General features: G+C 62.2%; 22 protein-coding genes and 1 pseudogene. 12 read left to right on the top strand and 11 right to left on the bottom strand.

Going from position 1 to position 22,452, the window contains the following annotated elements; genetic code table 11:
• Positions 1–153 precede the first annotated feature (153 nt).
• Both NKH97_RS23180 and NKH97_RS23175 read right to left on the bottom strand, forming a co-directional pair.
• Complete coding sequence (locus NKH97_RS23180) at positions 154–576, bottom strand: DUF6163 family protein (protein ID WP_352798863.1); 423 nt, start codon at positions 574–576, stop codon at positions 154–156.
• Complete coding sequence (locus tag NKH97_RS23175; protein ID WP_023810221.1) at positions 573–1,616, bottom strand: enoyl-CoA hydratase/isomerase family protein; 1,044 nt, start codon at positions 1,614–1,616, stop codon at positions 573–575. Before NKH97_RS23175 ends, NKH97_RS23180 begins: the two co-directional genes overlap by 4 nt.
• A gap of 247 nt (positions 1,617–1,863) precedes the next feature.
• Between NKH97_RS23175 and NKH97_RS23170 the strand changes: the two genes are divergently transcribed.
• The 3 genes and pseudogenes from NKH97_RS23170 (at position 1,864) to NKH97_RS23160 (ending at position 4,625) form a co-directional block, all read left to right on the top strand.
• Positions 1,864–2,640 (top strand): DUF8605 domain-containing protein, encoded by a 777-nt coding sequence (locus tag NKH97_RS23170; protein ID WP_245273170.1) that lies wholly within the window; start codon positions 1,864–1,866, stop codon positions 2,638–2,640.
• 88 nt (positions 2,641–2,728) lie between these two features.
• Positions 2,729–3,760: a porphobilinogen synthase gene (gene hemB / locus NKH97_RS23165; RefSeq protein WP_023810219.1), complete on the top strand. Its 1,032-nt coding sequence runs from the start codon at positions 2,729–2,731 to the stop codon at positions 3,758–3,760.
• 218 nt (positions 3,761–3,978) lie between these two features.
• A pseudogene (locus NKH97_RS23160) lies at positions 3,979–4,625 on the top strand (dihydrofolate reductase family protein).
• A gap of 50 nt (positions 4,626–4,675) precedes the next feature.
• On the opposite strand, the gene ppk2 reads toward NKH97_RS23160, so the two are convergent.
• The gene (gene ppk2, locus NKH97_RS23155) at positions 4,676–5,596 is read right to left on the bottom strand and encodes a polyphosphate kinase 2 (RefSeq protein ID WP_128305706.1); all 921 of its coding nucleotides are present in this window, start codon (positions 5,594–5,596) and stop codon (positions 4,676–4,678) included.
• Positions 5,597–5,866: 270 nt separating this feature from the next.
• On the opposite strand from ppk2, the gene NKH97_RS23150 reads away from it, so the two are divergent.
• A complete protein-coding gene (locus NKH97_RS23150; protein ID WP_352798862.1) occupies positions 5,867–6,910 on the top strand; it encodes an aldo/keto reductase in 1,044 nt (347 codons plus the stop codon).
• A 174-nt stretch (positions 6,911–7,084) separates the two neighbouring features.
• Positions 7,085–7,237, top strand: coding sequence for a hypothetical protein (locus NKH97_RS23145; protein ID WP_013532262.1), 153 nt, complete (start codon positions 7,085–7,087; stop codon positions 7,235–7,237).
• Positions 7,238–7,303: 66 nt separating this feature from the next.
• Here NKH97_RS23145 and NKH97_RS23140 read toward each other — a convergent pair whose 3' ends face one another.
• Positions 7,304–7,564 carry a DUF982 domain-containing protein gene (locus NKH97_RS23140; protein ID WP_352798861.1) on the bottom strand — a complete coding sequence of 87 codons (261 nt, stop codon included), beginning with the start codon at positions 7,562–7,564 and terminating at the stop codon, positions 7,304–7,306.
• A gap of 86 nt (positions 7,565–7,650) precedes the next feature.
• Entirely contained in the window at positions 7,651–8,316 is a 666-nt protein-coding gene (locus tag NKH97_RS23135; RefSeq protein ID WP_128305704.1) for a GntR family transcriptional regulator, read from the bottom strand.
• Positions 8,317–8,480: 164 nt separating this feature from the next.
• Here NKH97_RS23135 and NKH97_RS23130 point away from each other — a divergent pair, with 164 nt between their 5' ends.
• Positions 8,481–9,740, top strand: a complete 1,260-nt coding sequence (locus NKH97_RS23130; RefSeq protein ID WP_352611693.1) for a multidrug efflux MFS transporter — start codon at positions 8,481–8,483, stop codon at positions 9,738–9,740.
• Positions 9,741–9,781: 41 nt separating this feature from the next.
• On the top strand, positions 9,782–10,156 hold the full coding sequence (locus NKH97_RS23125; protein ID WP_127258136.1) for a DUF423 domain-containing protein: 375 nt from the start codon (positions 9,782–9,784) through the stop codon (positions 10,154–10,156).
• A gap of 63 nt (positions 10,157–10,219) precedes the next feature.
• Here the strand turns inward: NKH97_RS23125 and NKH97_RS23120 are convergent, their stop codons facing one another.
• Together NKH97_RS23120 and NKH97_RS23115 are read right to left on the bottom strand one after the other, a co-directional pair.
• Positions 10,220–10,369 carry a hypothetical protein gene (locus NKH97_RS23120; RefSeq protein WP_352798860.1) on the bottom strand — a complete coding sequence of 50 codons (150 nt, stop codon included), beginning with the start codon at positions 10,367–10,369 and terminating at the stop codon, positions 10,220–10,222.
• A gap of 61 nt (positions 10,370–10,430) precedes the next feature.
• A complete protein-coding gene (locus tag NKH97_RS23115; protein WP_127258133.1) occupies positions 10,431–10,574 on the bottom strand; it encodes a hypothetical protein in 144 nt (47 codons plus the stop codon).
• Between the two features lie 155 nt (positions 10,575–10,729).
• Here NKH97_RS23115 and NKH97_RS23110 point away from each other — a divergent pair, with 155 nt between their 5' ends.
• Positions 10,730–11,809, top strand: coding sequence for a LacI family DNA-binding transcriptional regulator (locus NKH97_RS23110; RefSeq protein WP_128305702.1), 1,080 nt, complete (start codon positions 10,730–10,732; stop codon positions 11,807–11,809).
• 2 nt (positions 11,810–11,811) lie between these two features.
• Here NKH97_RS23110 and NKH97_RS23105 read toward each other — a convergent pair whose 3' ends face one another.
• The gene (locus NKH97_RS23105; RefSeq protein ID WP_352611692.1) at positions 11,812–13,023 is read right to left on the bottom strand and encodes an OpgC family protein; all 1,212 of its coding nucleotides are present in this window, start codon (positions 13,021–13,023) and stop codon (positions 11,812–11,814) included.
• A gap of 201 nt (positions 13,024–13,224) precedes the next feature.
• Between NKH97_RS23105 and NKH97_RS23100 the strand changes: the two genes are divergently transcribed.
• Positions 13,225–13,887, top strand: coding sequence for an alpha/beta hydrolase (locus NKH97_RS23100; RefSeq protein ID WP_352798859.1), 663 nt, complete (start codon positions 13,225–13,227; stop codon positions 13,885–13,887).
• Positions 13,888–13,913: 26 nt separating this feature from the next.
• Here the strand turns inward: NKH97_RS23100 and sthA are convergent, their stop codons facing one another.
• Positions 13,914–15,302 (bottom strand): Si-specific NAD(P)(+) transhydrogenase, encoded by a 1,389-nt coding sequence (gene sthA, locus NKH97_RS23095; RefSeq protein WP_352611690.1) that lies wholly within the window; start codon positions 15,300–15,302, stop codon positions 13,914–13,916.
• Between the two features lie 208 nt (positions 15,303–15,510).
• Here sthA and NKH97_RS23090 point away from each other — a divergent pair, with 208 nt between their 5' ends.
• The 3 genes from NKH97_RS23090 (at position 15,511) to NKH97_RS23080 (ending at position 17,912) form a co-directional block, all read left to right on the top strand.
• Positions 15,511–15,981, top strand: a complete 471-nt coding sequence (locus NKH97_RS23090) for an RDD family protein (protein ID WP_352611689.1) — start codon at positions 15,511–15,513, stop codon at positions 15,979–15,981.
• A gap of 140 nt (positions 15,982–16,121) precedes the next feature.
• Positions 16,122–16,886, top strand: a complete 765-nt coding sequence (locus tag NKH97_RS23085) for an arginyltransferase (protein ID WP_023810205.1) — start codon at positions 16,122–16,124, stop codon at positions 16,884–16,886.
• A gap of 129 nt (positions 16,887–17,015) precedes the next feature.
• Entirely contained in the window at positions 17,016–17,912 is an 897-nt protein-coding gene (locus NKH97_RS23080) for a DMT family transporter (RefSeq protein WP_352774712.1), read from the top strand.
• Positions 17,913–18,404: 492 nt separating this feature from the next.
• Here NKH97_RS23080 and NKH97_RS23075 read toward each other — a convergent pair whose 3' ends face one another.
• Both NKH97_RS23075 and parC read right to left on the bottom strand, forming a co-directional pair.
• Positions 18,405–19,610: an AI-2E family transporter gene (locus NKH97_RS23075; RefSeq protein WP_352798858.1), complete on the bottom strand. Its 1,206-nt coding sequence runs from the start codon at positions 19,608–19,610 to the stop codon at positions 18,405–18,407.
• Positions 19,611–19,929: 319 nt separating this feature from the next.
• Positions 19,930–22,182, bottom strand: a complete 2,253-nt coding sequence (gene parC / locus NKH97_RS23070; RefSeq protein ID WP_352774708.1) for a DNA topoisomerase IV subunit A — start codon at positions 22,180–22,182, stop codon at positions 19,930–19,932.
• Positions 22,183–22,452: the final 270 nt, after the last annotated feature.

The raw sequence follows: 22,452 nt of genomic DNA, 5'->3' as shown, positions 1-22,452 counted from the left end.
TAAACGCTAGGGCTAACAAGAGCTTACCGGTAAGAGGTTTCGCAAGAGGCTTAACGAACGGTCACCCGAGCAAGGATAATTAACCTAAAGATTTCGGCAACGATTGCGGGGCTCATTCGAGGCGACAGCGGGGCCGCCAATGTGCTCAAGGGCTTAGTGGCGGACCGGGCGCTTATGCAGGTAGATGACGACGCGGAAGACAATGTAGAGCACCGCCACCGCCGCATGCGAGACGACAATCAGCAAGCGATGGCCGAATAGCTCGGGAAAGCCGGCATACATGACCGTCTCGGTCACCGCGCAAATGAACCAGATCACCGGGCCCCAGGACGCCAGCATCCACAGGCCGGCAGCGGCAAAGGGGAAGAACACGGCGAGCACCACCGCCGCGACCTGCCAGTGCACGGGCATCAGGTCGAACCGCCACAGCGTACCCGGATAAAAGCCGATCAACCTGATCCAGTAGAGAATGCCGAACAGCAGGCAGTAGCCCGATATGACGCGTTGGAACCAGGCGAAGATCACCTCCACCCCGGAGGGCTGCAGCACGACGCGCCTCGAGGTCACCTCGCTCATATCAAGAGTTCCCGTTCGCCGAGCGGAGCGAAATAGGCATCGACATCCGCTTCGCTAACCGCAGCGAGGCTTGCCGGCCGCCATTGCGGCTTCGAGCCCTTGTCGATGATGGCGGCGCGGATACCTTCGTAGAAATCATGGCCGGCGAGCATCCGGTTGAGGATGCGGAACTCCATTTTCATGCAGGTTTCCATGGACAGCGTCAGTCCGGCGCTGATCTGCCGCCAGGCGACGCGCAGGCTGGTCGGCGAGCGGGTGCGGATCGTCGCCAGTGTCTTTGCCGCGAACTCGTCGGCGGCGGCCGCACGCTCGAGGCTGTCGATGACGCGGTTCAGGGACGGTTGCGAAAAATGGCGGACAATCGCCTCCAGCGTCGGCCTGTCGGTTTCTCGCCTTGCCTGCACGAAGAAGCCGCGCAGCACCGATTCCGGATCGCCGGTCAGCGCCAGGCGGTCGAGGAAGCCAGCCTGGTCCTCGGCCTTGATGGTATGGGTGGCCAGCCCCGACCACAGCGCATCGCCATAGCGGATGCGATTGCCGGTCAGCGCCAGATACATGCCGAAGGAGCCGCCGAGATCAGGCAGCAGGTGGCTGGCGCCAACATCCGGAAAAAAGCCGATGCCGACCTCCGGCATGGCAAATTGGGCATTCTCGGTCATCACCCGGTGCGAGCCATGGAAGGAGATTCCGACACCACCGCCCATGACGATGCCGTCGATCAGGGCCACATAAGGTTTCCTATAACTGTTGATGCGGGCGTTGAGTCGATATTCGTCGGCGAAGAACTCGACCGGCGGTTTTCCCGCCCGGCCTGTCTCATAGACATGCAGGATATCGCCGCCGGCCGAAAAGGCCCTGCCCTCGGCCCTGACGACGACGACATCGACGCCCTGGTCGGTCTCCCAGGCGGAAAGGGCAGCGTCGAGCGCCCCGATCATGCGGTGCGTCAAGGCATTGAGCGCCTGCGGCCGCGTCAAGGTGACGACGCCGGCCCGGCCCAGATGTTCGAAGCGGATCTCGTCGCCTCCGCCAAAATCCATCGTGAAGAATCCCTCCCCCGGCCGCCGGGACTGAAGTGCTAAAGCGTGGCGCATGGGTGCGTCAATGGCGAGCACACCGGTGCAAGCTCTGGCCCGGACCAGGAGCCGGTACTAAAAATCGAGCTGCAATACCGAAAAACTGGATAGAGTTCATTGCAGCGCAGCTCTGGCGGGTCTTCGAACGGGACGATTGGTTATGACTCGATTTTCACGCTTTGCGCCGGTGGCAATTGGGCTGAGCATCTGCTTGGCTGTTCACCCTGTCATGGCGGGGACTTTGGAAGACCTCTACAGTTCGCAGACCATCGTCAACGGCAAGTACGAGAAGAACCGCCAGTCCGGCTTCAAGCGCTGTCTCGACGCGGTTCTGGTGCGGATTTCCGGTGATCAGCGCCTGCCGGCGAAACCTGAAATGACGGTATTGCGTGATAAGGCCGGCAGCTTCGTCGCTGGCTTTCGCTACCGCGACCGCATGGAAGGCATTCCCAACCATGACGATCAGGGCACGTACGACCGGCCTCATAATCTTTATTGCCAGTACAAGCCGGCTGACATCGACCCGGTGCTGGCTTCGCTCGACAGCAGGCCGTGGCTGACCGAGCGGCCACGGCTGGCGGTGTTTTTGGTGACCGAACGCGGCCCAAGGCATGCCGCGCTCGATGCCAATGACGAGCGCGGCATGCTGATGCGCGAATCCTTCAGCAATGCCGCCGCGCCACTGGCCATGCAGGTGAGTTTTCCAACGGCAGCACTGCTGTCGCAGGCCGGGCTGGACGATCAGACACTTCGCAACGCCGAGATGACCAAGCTCGACAGCATCGCGAAAAAGGCCGGTGCCGACCAGGCGCTTTCCGGCAACCTTGTCTGGAGCGACAAGGAACTGGGCTGGATCGCCGACTGGCGGCTGGCCATGGCCGGCAAGACCTACATCTGGCAGGTGCGCGGTGTCGGCTTCGACGAAGCTTTCCGTGTCGCCATCAGGGGCGCAGCACAGATTCTGTCAGGCAATGGGCAACCCGAATAGACCTCGACCGCGTCGCTGGCACAATCGTGCCGCATTGGTCAGCGGCGGGAGCTCGTGGTAAAAGCCTGCCCGAACGAGAGTATTGGCGATGAACAAATTCACCCCCGCAAAGCCCGCCGGCGCGCGCGGCGTCGACGAGATCACCGGCAGCCGCCGTCTGCGCCGCATGCGCAAGGCCGACTGGTCGCGCCGTCTCGTGCAGGAGAACCGGCTCACGGTCGACGACCTGATCTGGCCGATCTTCGTCGTCGAGGGCAAGGGTGTCCGCGAGCCGATCGCCGCCATGCCCGGCGTCTTCCGCCTGTCGATCGATCTCGCCGTCAAGGAGGCCGAGCGCGCGGCAAAACTCGGCATTCCGGCACTCGCCACCTTCCCCAATGTCGACATCTCGCTGCGCGACCAGACCGGCTCGCACATCCTCGATCCCAACAATGTCATCAACCGCGCCACCCGTGCGATCAAGGATGCGGTGCCGGAGATCGGCATCATCACCGACGCAGCGCTCGACCCGTTCACCAGCCACGGCCATGACGGCATCCTGCGCGACGGCATCATCGTCAACGACGAGACAGTGGAACAGGTGACCGCCGCTGCTGTCATCCAGGCGGCCGCCGGTGCCGACATCATCGCGCCGTCCGACATGATGGACGGCCGCATCGGCGCCATCCGGGACGCGCTTGACGCCAATGGTTTCCAGGATGTGGCGATCATGTCCTATGCGACCAAATTCGCTTCGGCCTTCTACGGCCCCTATCGCGAGGCGGTGGGCACCGCCGGTCTGCTCAAGGGCGACAAGAAGACCTATTACATCGACCATGCCAATTCCGACGAAGCGGTGAGAGAGGCCGAACAGGACATTGCCGAGGGCGCCGACATGCTGATGGTCAAGCCCGGCCTGCCCTATCTCGACATCATCCGGCGGCTGAAAGACGAGTTCCAGATGCCGACCTTCGCCTACCAGGTGTCGGGCGAATATTCGATGATCAAGGCAGCAGGCGCCAATGGCTGGATCGACGGCGAGAAGGCAATGCTGGAATCGCTGCTCGCCTTCAAGCGCGCCGGCTGCGACGGCATTTTGACCTATTTCGCGCCCGAAGTGGCGGAGCTGCTCAAGGGGTGATTTCTCTTCCCGACGATGACCGGTCGCGGCAACCAATGTCGGCGAATCCGCTTCTACATCCCTACCAATTTCCGGCTCCTGGCCGGGGAATCCATAGCGGGGGTCGCTTGACCCCTAGCCTGGGTTTCGTTCGCGCTTGAATTACCGCTTGCAATTCACAATCAGTTTGATACAAAACAACTGCTTGCAAAATACAACTGGTTATCGAGGAGGCTCGCATGTCCAAACTTCGCGTCAACGCTTTCCCCCGTCGCTCGACGGCTATGGCGCCGGTCCTGATCAGGATCTGCAAAATCCGCTCGGCGTCGGTGGGGAATCCTTGCACAAGTGGTTTGTCGACACCCGCACCTTCCGAGAGATGGTGCTCGGACAAGATGGCGGCACCACCGACGTCAACGAGGCGTTCGCGGCGCGCAGCTTCGAAAATGTCGGCGCCTGGATCCTCGGCCGAAACATGTTCGGACCGATCCGCGGCGAGTGGCCTGACGACAGCTGGAAGGGCTGGTGGGGCGACAACCCGCCCTATCATGTGCCGGTTTTCGTGCTCACCCATCACAAGCGGGAACCGATCACGATGGAGGGCGGCACCACTTTCCACTTCGTCACTGACGGTATCCATTCAGCTCTTGAACAGGCTAAGGCTGCCGCTGGCGGCAAGGACGTGCGGGTCGGCGGCGGCGTCGCCACCATCCGGCAATATCTGCAGGAAAAACTGATCGACGAGATGCATCTGGCGATCGCGCCGGTGCTGCTGGGCACGGGCGAGAACCTTTTTACCGGCCTGGACATGCTCAAGCTCGGTTATGTCTGCAACGAGCAGGTGGCGACGCCGCTCGCCACGCACGTCATCATCAAGCGGGCGTAGGTGGAGAGCCAATCTCCCCCCTCGAGGGGGAGATCGCAGCTTCGTCTATCTCAATACTTCTCCGGCACGTAAAGCTCGCGCGGCAGCACCTGGCGTTCGTATTCGGGGTTGAAGACGCGCTCCGGCAGCGTGATCTCCTCGTGCGGCACCTCCTCGTAAGGCAATTGCCTGAGCAGATGGTCGATGCAGTTCAGCCGCGCGCGCTTCTTGTCGTTGCCCTCGACGATGAACCAGGGCGCTTCCGAGATGTTGGTGCGGGCGAAGGTCTCTTCCTTGGCCTTGGTGTATTGCTCCCAGCGCACGCGCGACTGCAGGTCCATCGGCGACAGTTTCCACTGCTTCATCGGATCATGGATGCGCATCAGGAAGCGCATCTGCTGTTCCTCGTCGGTGATCGAGAACCAGTATTTGACCACGGTAATGCCCGAGCGGACCAGCATGCGCTCGAACTCCGGCACGTCGTGAAAGAATTCTTCGACCTGATCGGGCTGGGCAAAACCCATCACCCGCTCGACGCCCGAGCGGTTGTACCATGAGCGGTCGAACAGCACGATCTCGCCGCCGGCCGGCAGATGCGGGACATAGCGCTGGAAATACCATTGCGACTTTTCGCGCTCGGTCGGTGCCGGCAGTGCCACGACACGGCAGATGCGGGGGTTGAGCCGCTGGGTGATGCGCTTGATGACACCGCCCTTGCCGGCCGAGTCGCGTCCCTCGAAGATCACCACCAGCTTCTTCTTGTGGTAGGCGACCCAGGACTGCAGCTTGATCAATTCGGACTGCAGGCTGATCAGGTCGCGAAAATATTGCATGCGATCGATCGAAGGCGGATGCGAATTCTTGTAGATCTTGGCGATCTCCATCGACAGCGCCGGCTCCGACATTTCGAGCTCATAGTCTTCGTCGAGCGTGTCGGCGAGTTCGGCTTCAAGCCAATCCCTGGCCGCAGAATTCTGTTTTAGCTCGGTCATTATCGGCTGCTCCACTTGCAAGCTCTGTCGATCGGCGCCCCAAACTCCCGGCTTACAGCCCGGAACGGCAACGCCTGAGCCGACTTCAATATAGGCCCGCAATGACGGTTTTATTGCAGCCTGACCTGATCGCCATCACTGCAAAAACCCGCGAGGCATGATCGATCCGCCGCCCTGGCATGGAGACATGCCGCGCAAATTGTCCTACAAATAGCAGCCACATTCGGGCGCCCTTCCCAACCCCTTCTCAATGCAATCGCGAGGACCGACATGGAATACCGCACTCTCGGCCGTTCCGGCCTGAAAGTATCGACGCTGACCATGGGCACCATGACTTTCGGCGGCGCCGGCGCATTTTCGGCTGTCGGCAAGACCGACCTCGACGAGGCGCGCCGGATGATCGATCTCTGCATCGACGCCGGCATCAATGTCATCGACACCGCCAACGTCTATTCGAACGGCATTTCCGAAGAAATCATCGGCGAAGCGCTCGGCGGCAAGCGCAAGGGCGACGTGCTGATCGCCTCCAAGGCACGGATGCGGATCGGCAAAGGTCCCAACGATGAAGGCCTGTCGCGCCATCACCTGATCCGCGAATGCGAGAAGAGCCTGAAGCGGCTCAGGACCGACGTCATCGACATCTATTTCCTGCACGAATGGGATGGCGTAACACCGCTGGAGGAAACCATCGCCGCGCTCGATACGCTGGTTGCCCAGGGCAAGATCCGCTATGTCGGCTGCTCCAACTATTCCGGCTGGCAGGTGATGAAGGCGCTCGGCATCAGCGACAGCCATCATCAGCCGCGCTTCGTCACGCAGCAGATCCATTACACGCTGGAAGCGCGCGAGGCGGAGTACGAACTGCTGCCGATTTCCGTCGACCAGGGGTTGGGCGTTCTGGTCTGGAGCCCGCTTGCCGGCGGATTGCTGTCCGGTAAATACCGCCGTGACAGCCCCACCGCCCGGCAGCTCGCCGGCTGGTCCGAACCGCCGATCCGCGACGAGGACCGGCTGTGGCGGATCGTCGATGTGCTTGTGGAGATCGGCGCGCAGCGCGGCGTGTCGGCAGCGCAGGTGGCGCTGGCCTGGCTGCTTGGCCGGCCGTCCATCAGTTCCTTGGTGATCGGTGGCAGGACGGAAACGCAGTTCCGGGACAACATCGCGGCGGCAAGCCTGGTGCTTTCCGGCGAGGAGCGCGAGCGCCTCGACGCGGTCAGCCGGCCGCCCTTGCTCTATCCCTACTGGCACCAGCAACTGACGGCAAAGGACCGTTTTGGTGCCGCCGATCTGGTGATTGACCGAAGCGGCATCTGATCGGCAAATCGACGGCGATAGGTATCGCCACCGCAATGATGGGCCTGGCCCTTCATTGCGACGCGCATCTTGCAAGCCTGGCCATCATCGACGCACTATCGCTTCAGCTGTTGTGTTTGACGGCTAATGCTCCTAGGCAGGACCAGAGCCGCGAGGCAGTGAAAAGGAGCCGATATGGCGCGACCACCAAATTACGATCAGGAACGCAAGGAACGCGACCGCCAGAAGGCGGCCAAGAAGGCCGAGAAGCTGGCAGCCAAGGTTGCAGCGAGGGAACGTTCGAAGCCCGAAGACGAGACTGAAGCCGAAACCGAAACGGCAAAGTGACGGCAAACGGCCCGCAGATGCGGGCCGCGCCCCAATTCGGATTGCCGCCCCGGATGTCGCCTTGTGTCAGGCCGGCGCCTTGTCGCTGATGAACACGTCCACTTCGCGTGCTGCCGCGATGAAGGCGCGCCTGGCGTTCATCGCCGGCTTGTCGCCGGCCAGTGCGTCATGGCAGGCCTGCAGGGCCGCGCGATGCTTGGGGCTGCGCTTGCCGGGCCAGCTGTTGAGGAGGTAGTCGGAAGCCTCACGCGCCGTGCGCAAGAGCTGAGTGCTTCCCGCCGCGACTGACTTCACAGTCACAGGTGTTTCAAATCGGTTGTTTTCCATGGCCGCTCCTTACGCCATCGGCGTCTGCGAAGCGAGGCGAAAGTGCGCATACGTCCAGACGCCGCTTTGCGCTCCTTCATCCACTCTTAAGCAGCAACGACGGCAAAGCCTCTGGCGCGAAGACCGCGCCGATCGTTGGCGAGCGACGTCACCAGCCGGTCGCGGCTACCGACGATGTGGACCGAGAGCAGGCGCGCGGCTTCATCGGCGTCGCCAAGGCGCGTGGCCGCCAGAATGGCGCGATGTTCAGCCCAGGCGCGGGCAAGGGCCGCTTCGTCGCGAACCTCCAGCCAGCGCGCCCGCGACAGGCGCGTCATGGCATCGCGCACCGCCCTAAACAGGAATTCATTGCCCGACAGACGCGCCAGTTCGATGTGAAAATCCATGCCGACGCGATGCCATTCCTCGCGCGGCGTGTCGTTGTCGCAGGACTCGAGCATCGCCTCGATGACATCGACGGCGCTCCGGTCCGCCAGGCTGCATGTCAGGCGAAGCGCCGCAACCTCGACCGCCTCCCTGTAGACGGCGATCTGCTCGAGTTCAGCCAGATTGATCGGCGACACCGTCCAGCCACGTCCGTCCCTGCCGACCAGGCCCTCGGTCTCAAGCCGCAGCAGTGCTGCCCTGACCGGGGTTCGCGACGCGCCGAAGCGGCTCTCGATCCAGCGCTCGGTCAGCTTCTCGCCGGGACCGATCTCGAGGCCCAGGATCATTTGCCGAAGCTGTTTCTCGACGCTCTGCATCTGCGACATTTTTGCTCCCGGTTTCCGATGGCTTCCGACCGTTGACGACGATCACATTTGAGGTTGCATTGACAGCGGCCAAGCTTGCGTCCATGACGTGAACCATCTTGGTATCCCAAATTGGTATCCGCAGCAACCATCGATAAAAGAGTTGCTGGGACAGGACATATGACATGCAGCAGAGCACGCCCCCGGCAACCGACAGCACCTACAACATCCACTGGCGGCGCAACCTGTTCGTGTGCTTTGCCGGCTCGTTCTCGACGCTTGTCGCCATGACGCTGCTTTTGCCATTCCTGCCGCTCTATATCGAGCAGCTGGGTGCCGAGGGCCACGCGGCGATCGTGCAATGGTCAGGGATCGCCTATGGCGCGACGTTCTTCGCTGCGGCGCTGGTGGCGCCGCTCTGGGGACGTCTCGGTGACCGCTACGGCCGCAAGGTGATGCTGGTTCGCGCCAGCTTTGGCATGGCCATATGCATGTCGCTGACCGGCATGGTGCAGACGGTCTGGCAACTGGTGCTGCTGCGGCTGCTGATCGGTTTTGCCGGCGGCTATTCCTCGGGGTCGACCATCCTCGTCGCCATGCAGACACCCAAGGAGCGTTCCGGCTGGGCGCTGGGCCTGCTGTCGGCCGGTATCACGGGCGGGGCTCTGGTCGGCCCGCTGGTTGGCGGCGCCCTGCCGCCGCTGATCGGCATCCGCGCCACCTTTCTCCTCTCCGGCGGCGTCATCTTCCTGGCGTTCCTGGCGACCACGTTTCTAATCAAGGAGAATCCCCGGCCGAAAACAGCAGACGCCGCGTCGAAGCAGAAGCAGAAAGGCGGCTGGGCACAAATCCCCGACAAGCGGCCTGTCGTCGCCATGCTGGCGACCGGCATGCTGTTGAGCTTCGCCACCATGTCGATCGAGCCGATCATCACCGTCTATGTGCAGCAGTTGATTGCGGACCAAAGCCGCGTCACGATGATATCAGGCGTCGTCATGTCGGCGGCGGCCCTTGGCGCCATCCTGTCGGCCTCGCGCCTCGGCAAGCTCGCCGACCGCGTCGGCCACTGGAACGTCATCATCGGCGCACTTGCCGTCTCGGCGCTGCTGCTGATCCCGCAGGCCTTCGTCACACAAAGCTGGCAACTCATCGGCCTGCGCTTCCTGATGGGCTTGGCGCTGGGCGGTCTGTTGCCCTGCATCACCAGCGTGATCCGCCACAATGTTCCCGATGGCGTCGGCGGGAATGTGCTCGGGTTGTCGATTTCCGCCCAGTATGTCGGGCAAGTCGCCGGCCCCTTGCTGGGCGGCTTTGCCAGTGGTCATTTCGGCATGCGCTCGGTGTTTCTGGGCACATCCGTCTTGATGGGCGGGGGCGCGGTGTATAACTGGCTGGCGCAATCACGCCGCGCGCAGGACATGCTCGCCAACCCCGGCAAGCCCTGACCGAGTCAGGCATATCCCTCGGATGCCACGGAGCCACGGACATGAGCACGGCCGAGCAATTTTCCGGCGCCAGCAGCCGTATCCTCGTGCTGGCCAGCGGCCTCTGCGGCGCGGCGGGTGTGGCGCTGTCGGCCGCGGCGGCGCATCTGGGTGGCGCCTTCGTCGGCACCGCGGCATCGTTCCTGCTGATGCACGCGCCGGTCTTCCTTGCCGCCGGACTGCTTGGCGCAAACCGGATCCTGCGCATCGCCAGCCTGATCCTGCTGGTTGGGCTTCTGCTTTTCTGCGGCGATCTGCTAGCCCGCGATTTCATCGGGTCGCGACTGTTCCCGCTGTCGGCGCCGATCGGCGGCACCCTGCTCATCGCCGGCTGGCTGGCGATCGCTGCCTCGGCACTGGTGCGCGCACGTTCCTGAACGCCTCTGGGCGCCCTGCCCGATAAACAGACCTCCGCCTGTCAAACGTCGTTTGCCGGGCCGTTAGTTCTGCCGGGGCTCGGGCTGGATGACCAATTCGCGATTGCGCCGCCGGAACCTTGCCAACCGACGCCGCTCCGGCCGTTCGGAAGCCGGCGCGATGCCCCAATAGTTGCGATAGATGTCTTCAAATAGATAGCTCACGGGATGCATGATGTGCACTCCTTCCAGTGTTTGAATCGATCCAATCGATGGGCACGAAAAACCGCCCCGCTCAGCTCCGCTTGCGCTCCACAAGGAACCGCAGCTCGCGGACCCATGGACCGGCTTTGCCACGACGCCTCTGCGTCGCGGTGTTCGACGAGATGCTCCAGTCGTTGCGGTAAATGTCTTCGAACAGAAAATTGACGGGATGCATGACACAACTCCCTGCTTGATGTTGAATCGATCCAATCCTGACGACCGGCATTCCCTTGGATCGATTCAAACATAGGCCTTATCGAGGCTTCGATCAAGTCAAAATTTGAACCGATCCAACGAAAGTGTTAGATGGGAAGAATTCAGGAGACGAAGATGGCGCCACTTATCTCTGCAAAGACAAGACCGGTCCGGTTGGCGGACATCGCCAAGGCAGCCGGCGTATCGCACGGCACCGCGTCCAACGTGTTCGCCCGTCCGGAGATCGTGCGCGAGGAGGTCCGCGAGCGGGTCAAGGCGGCAGCCGAGGCCATGGGATATGGCGGCCCCGATCCCAAGGGCCGGCTGCTGCGCGCCGGCAAGGTCAATGCCATCGGTGTCGCGACCGCGGAACCCCTCTCCTATTTCTTCGACGACCCCTTTGCCCGGGTGATGATGGCCAGCATCTCGCAGGCTTGCGACGCGACCGGTGCGGGGATTTCGCTGGTCTCCGCAGCCAACAACGAACAGCTTGCCTGGAACATACAGAGTGCGCTGGTCGACGGTTTCATCGTCTTTTGCGTCGATGGCGGTTCAAGGCTGGTCGAACTGGCGCGTGAACGCAAACTCCCCTTTGTCGCGCTCGATCTCGATTCGGACGACGACGACGCCGTTGCAGCGATCGGCGTCGACAACATCGCCGGGGCTGGCCTGGCGGCCCGCCACCTGACCGAACTCGGACATCGCCGCTTTGCCGTGCTTGCCCTGCCCGTCGCGGACTCCGGCTTCGGCCCCACCACAAGGGAGCAGATGGAGAAGGCCCTCTATTCCGGGACGCGCGACCGCCTGCGTGGCTATTTCGCGGAACTCTCCCGCGTCGACATCGACGTCGAGCGTGTGCCGATCTACGAAACCGTCAATGACGAGGAAAGCGTGCGGGCCGGCCTCGATCATATTTTCGCCGGCGCCGAGACCCCGACCGCCATCCTGGCTATGTCAGACAGGATGGCCTTGCATGCATTGGACTGGCTGCGGCAGCGTGGCGTCACGGTACCCGGCGACGTTTCGATCGTCGGCTTCGACGGTGTTCCGGAAGGAGCGGTTTCCAGTCCGCCGCTGACCACGATCGTCCAGCCGATCGCCGAGATGGGCCGTCTTGCCGTCAAGGCGATCCTTGAAAATGATGGCTCATTCAGCCGGCAATCGCTGCCGGTCCAACTCGTGGTGCGAGCTTCATCCGGCCCCTCGCCCGCCTAAGCTCAACGGCCCATTCTTGTCGCCATGGTCGGCATCGCGAAGGATGCAGCATGGACGGGCGGTGCGGCGTGAGCCGGCCTGCTTTTGGCGGACCAGCCAAGTCCCGAAAGCCATTCGAGATAGTAGGCAAGCGCGAACTGCATGACGATGCCGGCCGATATCAACAGGCTGTCATAGGCAAATCCGCCCGGATTGATCAGCTTCAGCACCTGCGCCGCCATCGCGAGCACCGTGCCGGCAATGAAAACCGGCAGCGATCGTTTGCCCAATATGGCAAGCGGATGATCGCGTCCGGTGCGAAACAGGTTCGAGACCGCCGGGAATGCCACGATCAGGTAGCTCACCGCCAATATATGCAGCAGCCTCGGCAGCGACAGAAACGTCTTGTCGAAGCCGGTCAGCACCGGAGGCAGGCCAAACCAGGAGATATGCCCCCAAAGCGGGCTGTGCACCCAGACCAGTGCCACAGCGGTGTAGGCCAAGGCAGCGCCAACCAGCCAGCGATTGACCGGGATGGTACCGCCGCGACGCGCATGCAATGCACCTGCCAGGCCGATGTTGAAAAGGAACTGCCACGACAGCGGGTTGAGAAACCAGAAGCCGGGCTCGGGATAGTTGGGCGGAGCAATTTGATAAACCCCCGCGACCAGCCACAGGGCGCCGGAGGCGACCAGTGCCAAGACCGGCCGATAGCTGACAATGAGCAGGAACACCGGCGTCAGCAAGAGCAGCACCGCATAGACGGGCAGTATGTTGTTGTAGCCGAGTTGGTGGCCGAGCGTCACGATGCCGATCAGCACCTGCGGCGTATTCTTGATCAACGGCTCGATGTTGATCATCGTCAGAAGCTCCGGCCGCCTGACGAACACTGCCGCCGCGCAGAAGATGGCCATCACCACCATGGTGGTGACGATGTGGGCGGCATAGAGGACACCGGCGCGGCGCCACATCTTCAACGTTGCCAGCAGCCGGTTTCCAGGTTGGAATTTCCTGCCATAGGCAAGTGCGACCGAGATGCCGGAGATCAGTACGAAGACTTCCGCCGCATCGGAAAAGCCGAAATTCTTGTAGGTCAGATACTCGAAGGCGGTACCTGGCACATGGTCGACATAGATGGTCAGCAAAGCGAGAGCACGGAGCACGTCTATGCGCGTGTCGCGCTCAGTGCGATCCGGGACACGCGCATCGCGGTCCGGGGAAATCTGGGTGGTCATCGACAAAAAGGCCTCAAAGCTGGTTGTTCATACCGCGCAATGCGACCCCCGGCGCACCGCTTCGATTCCTCCCGAAGGAATGTTATCGGCGGAGAAACGGACTGTAATGCGCCCGGTTCAATCAACTTTCGCGGAGCTTGAAAATATTGCGTTTTGAAGCCGGCAAATGAGCGAAACCTCATATAATCAAGAGGATGCGCGATGATCGAAGAGACCTCACAAGATGGTGCGCTGCGGCGTGATCTCGCCTTCAGCTACCGGCTTTACAGCCCGGCGGATTCAACCGGCGAATGTCTCTTCCTGCTGCATGGATCGGGTGTCGACGAGACGACATTGGTGCCGCTGGCACGGGAGATCGCACCGCGGGCCAAGCTGATCACGGTGCGTGGCCGCATTGTCCAGGAGGATGGTTTCCGCTGGTTCGGGCGCATCACGCCGACGCGCTTCGAACAGCACAGCATCCGCACCGAGACCGATGCCTTTGCGGGCTTCGTCGCCGACGCGGCCAGACGCCACCATCTCGATATCTCACGCGCGACGTTCCTCGGCTATTCGAACGGCGCCAATCTGATTTCGAGCCTGATGCTGCTGCATCCGGCTCTTATAGAGCGCGCCGCACTGCTGCGGCCGATGCCGGTGCTCGATGATGTGCCGGCGACGGATTTGTCAAAGGTGCGCGTCCTGATGATCGCCGGCGCCGCGGATCTCACCTATTCGCCCTTCGCCCCTGCTCTGGTGACATTGCTCAGCCAGCATGGCGCCGAGATCGACGCCCGGATTGTCTCATCAGGTCATGAATTCGGCAGCGCTGACGCGGCAATCGTCAGGCAATGGCTGCGGGGATCGGCGGCGCAGGCAGGCTGACGGACTCACCAGCATGACCAGTCTGCCTACCCCCGTCCCATCCTGTTCCAGGCATCCAGTCCGGCGATCTTGTAGGCTTCGGCAAGCGTCGGATAGTTGAAGGTGTTGTTGACGAAGAAGTCGACGGTGCCGCCGAGATTGATCACCGCCTGGCCGATGTGGATGAGTTCGGTGGCGCCCTCGCCGATGATGTGCGCGCCGAGCAGACGGCGCGTTTCGATCGAAAAGAGCAGCTTCAGGAAACCGGTGTTGACGCCCATGATGTGGCCGCGCGAGGTTTCGCGAAAGCGCGCCACGCCGACCTCATAGGCCGCACCGCTTTCACGCACCTGTTCCTCGGACTGGCCAACCGTCGAGATTTCCGGCACCGCATAGATGCCATAGGGGAATGTTTCCGGTGGCGGCGGCAAAGGCACGCCGAAGGCATGGCAGGCGGCTACCCTGCCCTGCTCCATCGACGTCGAGGCCAGGCTCGGAAAGCCGATGACGTCGCCGGCGGCGTAGATGTTCGGCACTCTGGTCTGGAACGTATGCGGATCGACCTTGATACGGCCCCTGGAATCGGCGTCGATACCGACCACATCGAGGCCCAGGCTGCCGACATTGCCGGTGCGACCGGCGGCGTAGAGCACGACCTCGGAACGGATAGTGCGGCCATCGGCCAGTTCCACCTCGGCGACATCAGGCTTGGAGCGGATTTCCTTCACCGCGCTGCCCAGCCGGATGGTCATGCCACGATCGCGCATCTGGTGAATGAAATCGTCGACGATCTCGCGGTCGACGAAATCGAGGATGGAGTTGCGCGGCTCGACCAAGGTTACCGGCACGTCAAGCGCGGAAAAGATCGTGGCATATTCGACCCCGATGACGCCGGCGCCGATCACGGTCAGCGTGCGCGGCAAGCGATCAAGCTCCAGCATCTCGTCACTGTCGAAGATGCGGGTCTTGTCGAAAGGCACGTCGCGCGGCCGGTGCGGCCTGGTGCCGACCGCGATCAGCGCATTGGCAAAACCGACCTCGCTGTAGTCGCCGGTGTCGGTGGTCAGGCTGACCTTGTCGGGGCCAAGGAATTTCACCGCAGCCCGGGCGCTCTTGACCGTGTTGCGCATGAACTGGTGCTGCAGCACCTCGACCTCATGGTCGAGCGTCTTGTGCAGGCGCTCGACCAGATCGCCGACCGAGATGTCTTGCTTGACCCGGTAGCCGCGCCCGTAGAAGCCGCGCTCACGCCAACCCGAAAGGTTGAGCACCGTTTCGCGCAGCGTTTTCGACGGGATGGTGCCGGTATGCACCGAGACACCGCCCAGACGCCGGCCGCGATCGACCACCAGCACCGACTTGCCGAGCTTGGCCGACTGCACCGCGGCCCGACGACCGGAAGGGCCGCTGCCGATGACCAGCATGTCGTAGTCCATATTGCCCCGTCCCCTGCCATGTGCGCTTTTGCTGCGCCGCAGCAAGCTAATGCTATCCGCGCCGCAAGTTCAACCGGTTCAGATTGCGCCTGGCGCCTTGAAGGCCGGCGCACCGCAAGAAGCCCGATCTTGATTCCGCCACAGGCCTTCACCATTTCATGGCTGAGCGGTCCGCACCCTATGTCGGACCTTGTTACGAGGAAATGACATGGACGCGCGCGTTCTCGACAGCGAAATCATCACCAGCAGGCTCGACGATGTCAGGGCCTATGACGGTGTGCGCACGAAGCGCATTCTGGCTTTCGTAATCGACTATGTCATCGTCGCGCTGCTTACCATTCCGTTTGCCATTCTGGTGTTCTTCCTCGGGCTTTTGACCCTCGGGCTTGGCTGGATGCTGTTCGGCATCCTGGTACCGGCCGTCGCCATCCTCTACATCTGGAACACGCTGGGCAGCACCGACCAGGCCACCACGGGCATGAAGATGATGGGCATCCGCCTTGACCGGCTCGACGGCAGGCCGATCGACGGCCTCACCGCGGTCGTCCATTCGGTGCTGTTCTGGGCCGGCAATGTCATCCTGTCGCCGCTCGTCCTGCTGGTGACGCTGTTTTCCGACCGCAAGCGCACCTTGCACGATCTTTTGCTTGGCACGGTCGTCAGCCGCACCGACCGCTGAAACGGCCCTCTGAAGAGCAGTCGCAACCGATTGAGCGTAAATGTGAAGGCGTCGAGTCGACCACGCCCACACAATCCTGTTGAATTTTTCGCCGTCCGCGCCAAAGGTAGAGCGATTCGAAGGAGTGTTTCCAAGGCTCGATGACGCAGCATCCGACCCAGTCGCCGCAGTTCTTCCTGACCGCGCCTTCGCCGTGCCCCTATCTCGACGGCCAGTTCGAGCGCAAGGTGTTCACGCACCTGGTCGGCGACAAGGCGGCGGAGATGAACGACCTCTTGACGCAAGGCGGCTTCCGGCGCTCGCAGAATATCGCCTACAGGCCGGCCTGCGAGACCTGCCGCGCCTGTGTTTCGGTACGCATCCTCGCCCAGGAATTCGTCGCCAGCCGCAACATGAAGCGCGTGCTGCAGCACAATTCCGACCTCGTCGGCCACATGCACAATGCCGAGCCTTCGACCGAACAATATTCCCTGTTCCGCAGCTATCTCGACGCCCGCCACCGCCGTGGCGGCATGTCCGACATGACGGTGCTCGACTATGCGATGATGGTCGAGGATACCCATGTCGACACCAAGGTGATCGAGTATCGGCGGCGTGGACCCGATACGTTCATCACCGGCAAGGGACAGGGCGAGCTGATCGCGGTGGCGCTCACCGACAAGATGGCCGACGGCCTGTCGATGGTCTATTCCTACTTCAATCCCGATTTCGAGGAACGGTCGCTCGGCACGTTCATGATCCTCGACCACATCGCCCGCGCCAGGGCGATGGGCCTGCCCCATGTCTATCTCGGCTACTGGGTCAACGGCTCGCGCAAGATGAATTATAAGATGCGCTTCATGCCGCAGGAGCATCTCGGCCCGAAGGGCTGGGAGCGCTACACCAACGAAGCGGTCGCGCGCTGATTAGTCTTTCCCAAGTCCGGGCTTAAACATTTTCAATCGAGACGATGCTGGTCTTTCCGCTGGTTGGCGGAGAGCGTGAGATTGCGCCGGTCCGCCATCCTCTCCCGAATTCATTGTGAAAGTCGCTGCATGTCATCTCACGATACTCACACCAAAGGACTTCTGCTCACCGCATTTGGCGGGCTGACGCTGACCGTGGATATCCCGCTGATCCGGCTCGCCCACGGCGAGGCGTGGACAATCTTGCTGCTGCGCACCGGCTGCACCTTGGCCGCGGCACTGATCATGTGGACCATCTGGCGCTCGTTCAGCAAGAATGCGCCGCAGCTTGTCCCGGGCTGGTCTGGTCTGATCGTTGCCGCGATCTACGGGCTCGGCGCGATTGCCTTCATCACCGGCGTCTACAACACTTCGACCGCCAACCTGGTTTTCATCCTGGCCTTCACCACCATGTTCGCCGCGCTGCTGTCGTGGGTGTTCCTGAAGGAGCGGCCGCGGCCGCTGACCCTTGCGGCACTGGCAATGATGATCGTCGGCGTCGCCATCATCGTCGGCGATTCCGTCGGCACCGGAAATCTGTTCGGCGACGTGATGGCGTTGTGTTCGGCCTTCCTGATCGCTTGCGCCATCACCATCTCGCGCGCCAGCGGCAAGGACATGGGCTTTACCGCGCTGATCGGCGTCATCCTGCCTTTCGGGCTGGCGGCGTTCATGGTTTCCAGGACCGGCTTTCGGGTGGAGGCGCCATGGTGGATCATCCTCAACGGCGCCGTCATCATGCCGATCTCGTTCTTCTGCCTCGCCAATGGACCGAAATACATTTCGGGGCCTGAAGTGGCGATGTTCTACCTGCTCGAAACGGTGCTGGCGCCGGTCTGGGTGTGGATGATCTTTGCCGAAACGCCGACGCGCAACAGCCTGGTCGGCGGCGGGATCCTGATCGTGACGCTGATCGCCCATTCGCTGTGGCAACTGCAGGAGGGGCGCAAGCGCCGGGCGGCACTCGCCGTCGCTTACCCGACTTAGAGGGTGGACAGCCGTCGTTCCAGACCCTCAGTGCACTCAACGCGTTGCAGTATCTGAAAAAGGCTCTGCAACGATCTGGTATTCGTCCTCGTAGACGACATATCCTAGACGGGAACTCTTCATGACCTCGACATGATGCCCATGCTGCGCAAGGAACGCCGCGAGATCATAAGCCCTTGCCAAATGTTCAGTTGCTGTTGGCTTGAACCAGCTTATTCCCTGGGTCGTCTGTTTCCGGTAAAAACCTTTCGATCTTGAAAGGTTGAAACGTGCGGTATCGGAAGGTTCTGTCGAAACCAGGCAAGACTATCTTCCAGCCGATCCAACGTGTGTTGATCAACATCCGTTTGGCCTCGCAATTCGTAGGCAGCGGCAAAAAAACCTTCGCGCGCCTGCGTGCCCTCAATGATTCTTGGCCGAACGAATCGCAAAAACATGCGCAGGATACTCCCCAAACGCGATGCCAGGTGAGCCGTGTTGTGATCCTGAAGATCAGACTCTGGCCTTTTTCTCGGCGACAATCTCGATCTGTGGTGGCCCGCCTTCGATCTCGGCCACGGCATCGGGAGCGACGTCATCGGCCAGTTCGACCTCGCGCAGCCATTCGCGCCAGATTGCGACCAGCAGGGCCATCAGCACCGGGCCGATGAACAGGCCGAGAAACCCCATGGTCTTGACGCCGCCGATCAGGCCGAAAAAGGTCGGCAGGAAGGGCAGTTTTATCGGCCCGCCGACGAGTTTCGGGCGCAATGTCTTGTCGACGATGAACAGCTCGACCGCGCCCCACAGGAACAGCGCCAGCCCGGCCATCGGCGATCCGCTGGCGGCGAGGTAGATCGAGACCAGCGTGAAGGACAGCGGTGCACCGCCGGGGATCAGCGCCATGACGCCGGTCAGGGCGCCGAGGGTTACCGGCGACGGCACGCCGGCCAGCCAATAGGCAATGCCGAGCACCAGGCCTTCGCCGATGGCGATGACGGTCATACCGGTCACCGTCGAAGAGATCGTTGCCGGCACGACGCGCGAGATCCGCTCCCATCTGGCCGGCAGGATGCGCTCGCCGAGGCGGTCGACCTGGCCGGCAAAATGCTCGCCGTCGCGATAGGCGAAGAACAGCGCGATCATCATGAACAAAAGCGTCAACAGCAGGCCGAAAGCGCTGCCGCCGGCCGCCAGCACACCGCGATAGATGCTGCCGATATTGGCGCCGCTGACCAGCTGGATCAGTTCACCGATGCCGCCTGGATGGCCGAAATTGGTCGTCCACTGCTGGTTCAGCCACTCGCCCACGACAGGCAGCGTGGCGATCCAGTGCGGTGTCACCGCGCCATGACGGTTGGTCTCGATCGCCCAGGCGACCCATTCGCGGACCTCGTTGATCGCATAGGTGCCGGCGAGCGCGATCGGGATCACCAGGAAGGCGAGGATGAAGAGGATGGCTAAGGTCGCGGCGATGGTGCGGTTGCCACTGACCGCGACAAGCAGGCGGCGGTAAAGCGGCCAGCTGGCGAAAGCGATGACGAGCGCCGCCAGCACCGGAAACAGGAAGCCGTGGAAGAAATAAACGCCGGCGGCGACGATCAGCACCAGCAGCCAGCGCGCCGCCGACAGCGGCGGGATGACGGCGGACCTGAGCGGCGTCGACAGGCCGAACAGGCGCTGCTGCCGTTCCGGTTTCTGGATTCTTGCTTCCTTCAAACGCCTGGCTCTCCCAAACACCCCTCCTGTCTATGCACTGATATAGTGCAGCAATCGTGACGATAGTCCAAATGGTGATGGAGCTGCGCGCGCCATTGGCGTCGCCGCGGGCCAGCATCCCCCTCTGTCCTGCCGGACATCTCCCCCGCAAGGAGGGAGATTGGCTGTCATGTCGGCTTTCGCAAATCGCCAACATTGGAAAAGCGGGCAGAAAGGGCGAAGCTTCCGATCTCCCCCCTTGCGGGGGAGATGTCCGGCAGGACAGAGGGGGGTGTGAAGGATTGCTAGCGCCTGAGATTTTCAAACCTGAAAACTGCCGCTACCCAAATTTCCCCGTCCTCGGGAATCCCTTCGGCACCATGCGTCCGGCTGAGGCGCGAGCGCCGATCCACTCAGTCAGTTCCTCACGCGACCGGATGAAAGTGCGGTCGGCCGAATCCTGCCAGGATAGGCCGGTCTCCAGCGTGAACGGCTTGAGGTCGAGAAGGCCGCCATCCTTGTATTTCTGCAGGCGCACGCCCTTGCCGCGGCCCATCTCCGGAATCTCGGCGAGCGCGAACACCAGCATCTTTCGGTTCTCGCCGACGATGGCGAGATGGTCACCGGTGACCGGGATGCAGCGCTTGGCTTCGTCCGGCGCCTTGACGTTCATCACCTGCTTGCCCTTGCGGGTGTTGGCGACGACTTCCTCCTCCGGCACGATGAAACCGTTGGCGTCGTGCGAGGCCAGCAGCAGCTTGCGCTTTGGGTCGTGAACGAAGGCGGTGACGATGTCCTGGTCATTGTCCATGTCGACGATGATGCGGATCGGCTCGCCATGGCCTCGCCCGCCAGGCAGCCGGTCGGCGCCGATGGTGTAGAATTTGCCGCCGGTGGTGAAGACCAGCACCTTGTCGGTGGTCTGGGCATGGAAGGCGAGCTTGAGGCTGTCGCCCTCCTTGAAGGTCAGCGTCGAGAGATCGGCCAGATGCCCCTTCATCGCCCGCAGCCAGCCCTTTTCCGAGACGACGACGGTGACCGGCTCGCGCTCGATCATGGCATGTGCGATGTCGGTCAGATCATGCTCGGGCGCGTCGGCGAACTGGGTGCGGCGCTTGCCGAGTTCGGTCTCCGGACCGAACTTGTCGCGGATGTTGGTGACTTCCCATTTGATCGTCGCCCACTGCTTCTCGTTCGAAGCAAGCAGTGCCTCGATCTGCTTCTTCTCGGCGCTCAGTCCGTCGAATTCCTTGCGGATCTCGAATTCTTCCAGCTTGCGCAAAGCGCGCAGCCGCATGTTGAGGATGGCTTCGGCCTGGGTGTCGGTGAGCGACCAACGGGCCATCATGACCTGCTTTGGCTCATCCTCCTCGCGGATGATCCTGATCACCTCGTCGATGTTGAGGTAGGCGATCAGGTAACCGGCAAGGATTTCCAGGCGCCGTTCGATCTCACCGAGGCGGTGTTTCGAGCGGCGGACCAAAACGTCGCGGCGATGCTCGAGCCATTCCTGCAGCACGCCCTTCAGCGACAGCACATTGGGCACCTTACCGCGCGACAGCACATTCATGTTGAGCGGGAAGCGGCTTTCGAGTTCGGTGAGCTTGAACAGCGATTCCATCAGGATGCCGGGGTCGACCGAACGGCTCTTCGGCACCAGCACGACGCGGATGTCCTCGGCGCTTTCGTCCCTGATGTCCTCGAGCAGCGGCAGCTTGCGCGCCATCAGCAGCTCGGCGATCTTCTCGATCAGCCGCGCCTTCTGCACGCCATAGGGAATTTCGGTGACGACGATGCTCCAGGTACCCCTGCCCTGGTCCTCCTGGAACCACTTCGAGCGCACGCGAAAGCCACCGCGGCCGGTTTCGTAGGCTTCGAGGATCGAGGCGCGGCTGTCGACGATGATACCGCCGGTCGGGAAATCCGGCCCCTGGACAAAGTCCATCAGCTTCGCCACCGGCGCGTCCCGGTTTTCGATCAGGTGAAGTGCGGCATCGCAAAGCTCCGCGGCGTTGTGGGGCGGGATCGATGTCGCCATGCCCACCGCGATGCCGGACGAGCCGTTGGCCAGCAGATTCGGAAAGGCGCCGGGCAAAACCACCGGCTCCTCGTCTTCTTCATTGTAGGTCGGCCGATAATCGACGGCATCCTCGGTGATGCCGGACAACAGTTCGGTCGCCACATCGGTCATGCGCGCTTCGGTGTAGCGCATGGCGGCGGCGTTATCACCGTCGATGTTGCCGAAATTGCCCTGCCCGTCGACCAGGGGATAGCGCATCGAAAAATCCTGCGCCAACCGCACCAGCGCGTCATAGATCGACTGGTCGCCATGCGGGTGGAACTTGCCCATCACCTCGCCGACGATGCGGGCGCATTTGGCAAAGCCCTGGTCGGGGTTGAGCCGCAGCAGGCGCATGGCGTGCATGATGCGGCGATGGACCGGCTTCAGTCCGTCGCGCACGTCGGGCAGCGCCCGGTGCATGATGGTCGACAGCGCATAGGCGAGATAGCGCTCTTCCAGCGCCTTCTTCAGATCGACCGGCTCGATATGATCGCCACCGCCATTTTCAGGCGGCAAAAGCCTTTTTCCCATGGGCTCGGACTAGCCGAGCGGGTGATTCGCGGCAAGAGCCCGACAGAGATACCGGCCCTTCTGCAACATGAAACCGCACCGCGGGGGATGTCGGCCAACATCAGGCTGTTACATGCGGGTTCTATGGCCAAGCGTGACGAGTATCCGGCTATCGGCTCTTCATGACAAATTCACCGGTTTGCGCAAAGACGGCGGGATCAGGTTTGCCTTTCACCGCGATTTTTGACCATTGTGCCGGGACACGCCTTTTTCCGGTCCAGTTCGTCACGG

The sequence above is a fragment of the Mesorhizobium sp. M0870 genome (assembly GCF_040319775.1).
In the GTDB taxonomy this organism is placed as follows: domain Bacteria; phylum Pseudomonadota; class Alphaproteobacteria; order Rhizobiales; family Rhizobiaceae; genus Mesorhizobium.
This window is presented reverse-complemented; position numbering and strand designations above follow the sequence as displayed.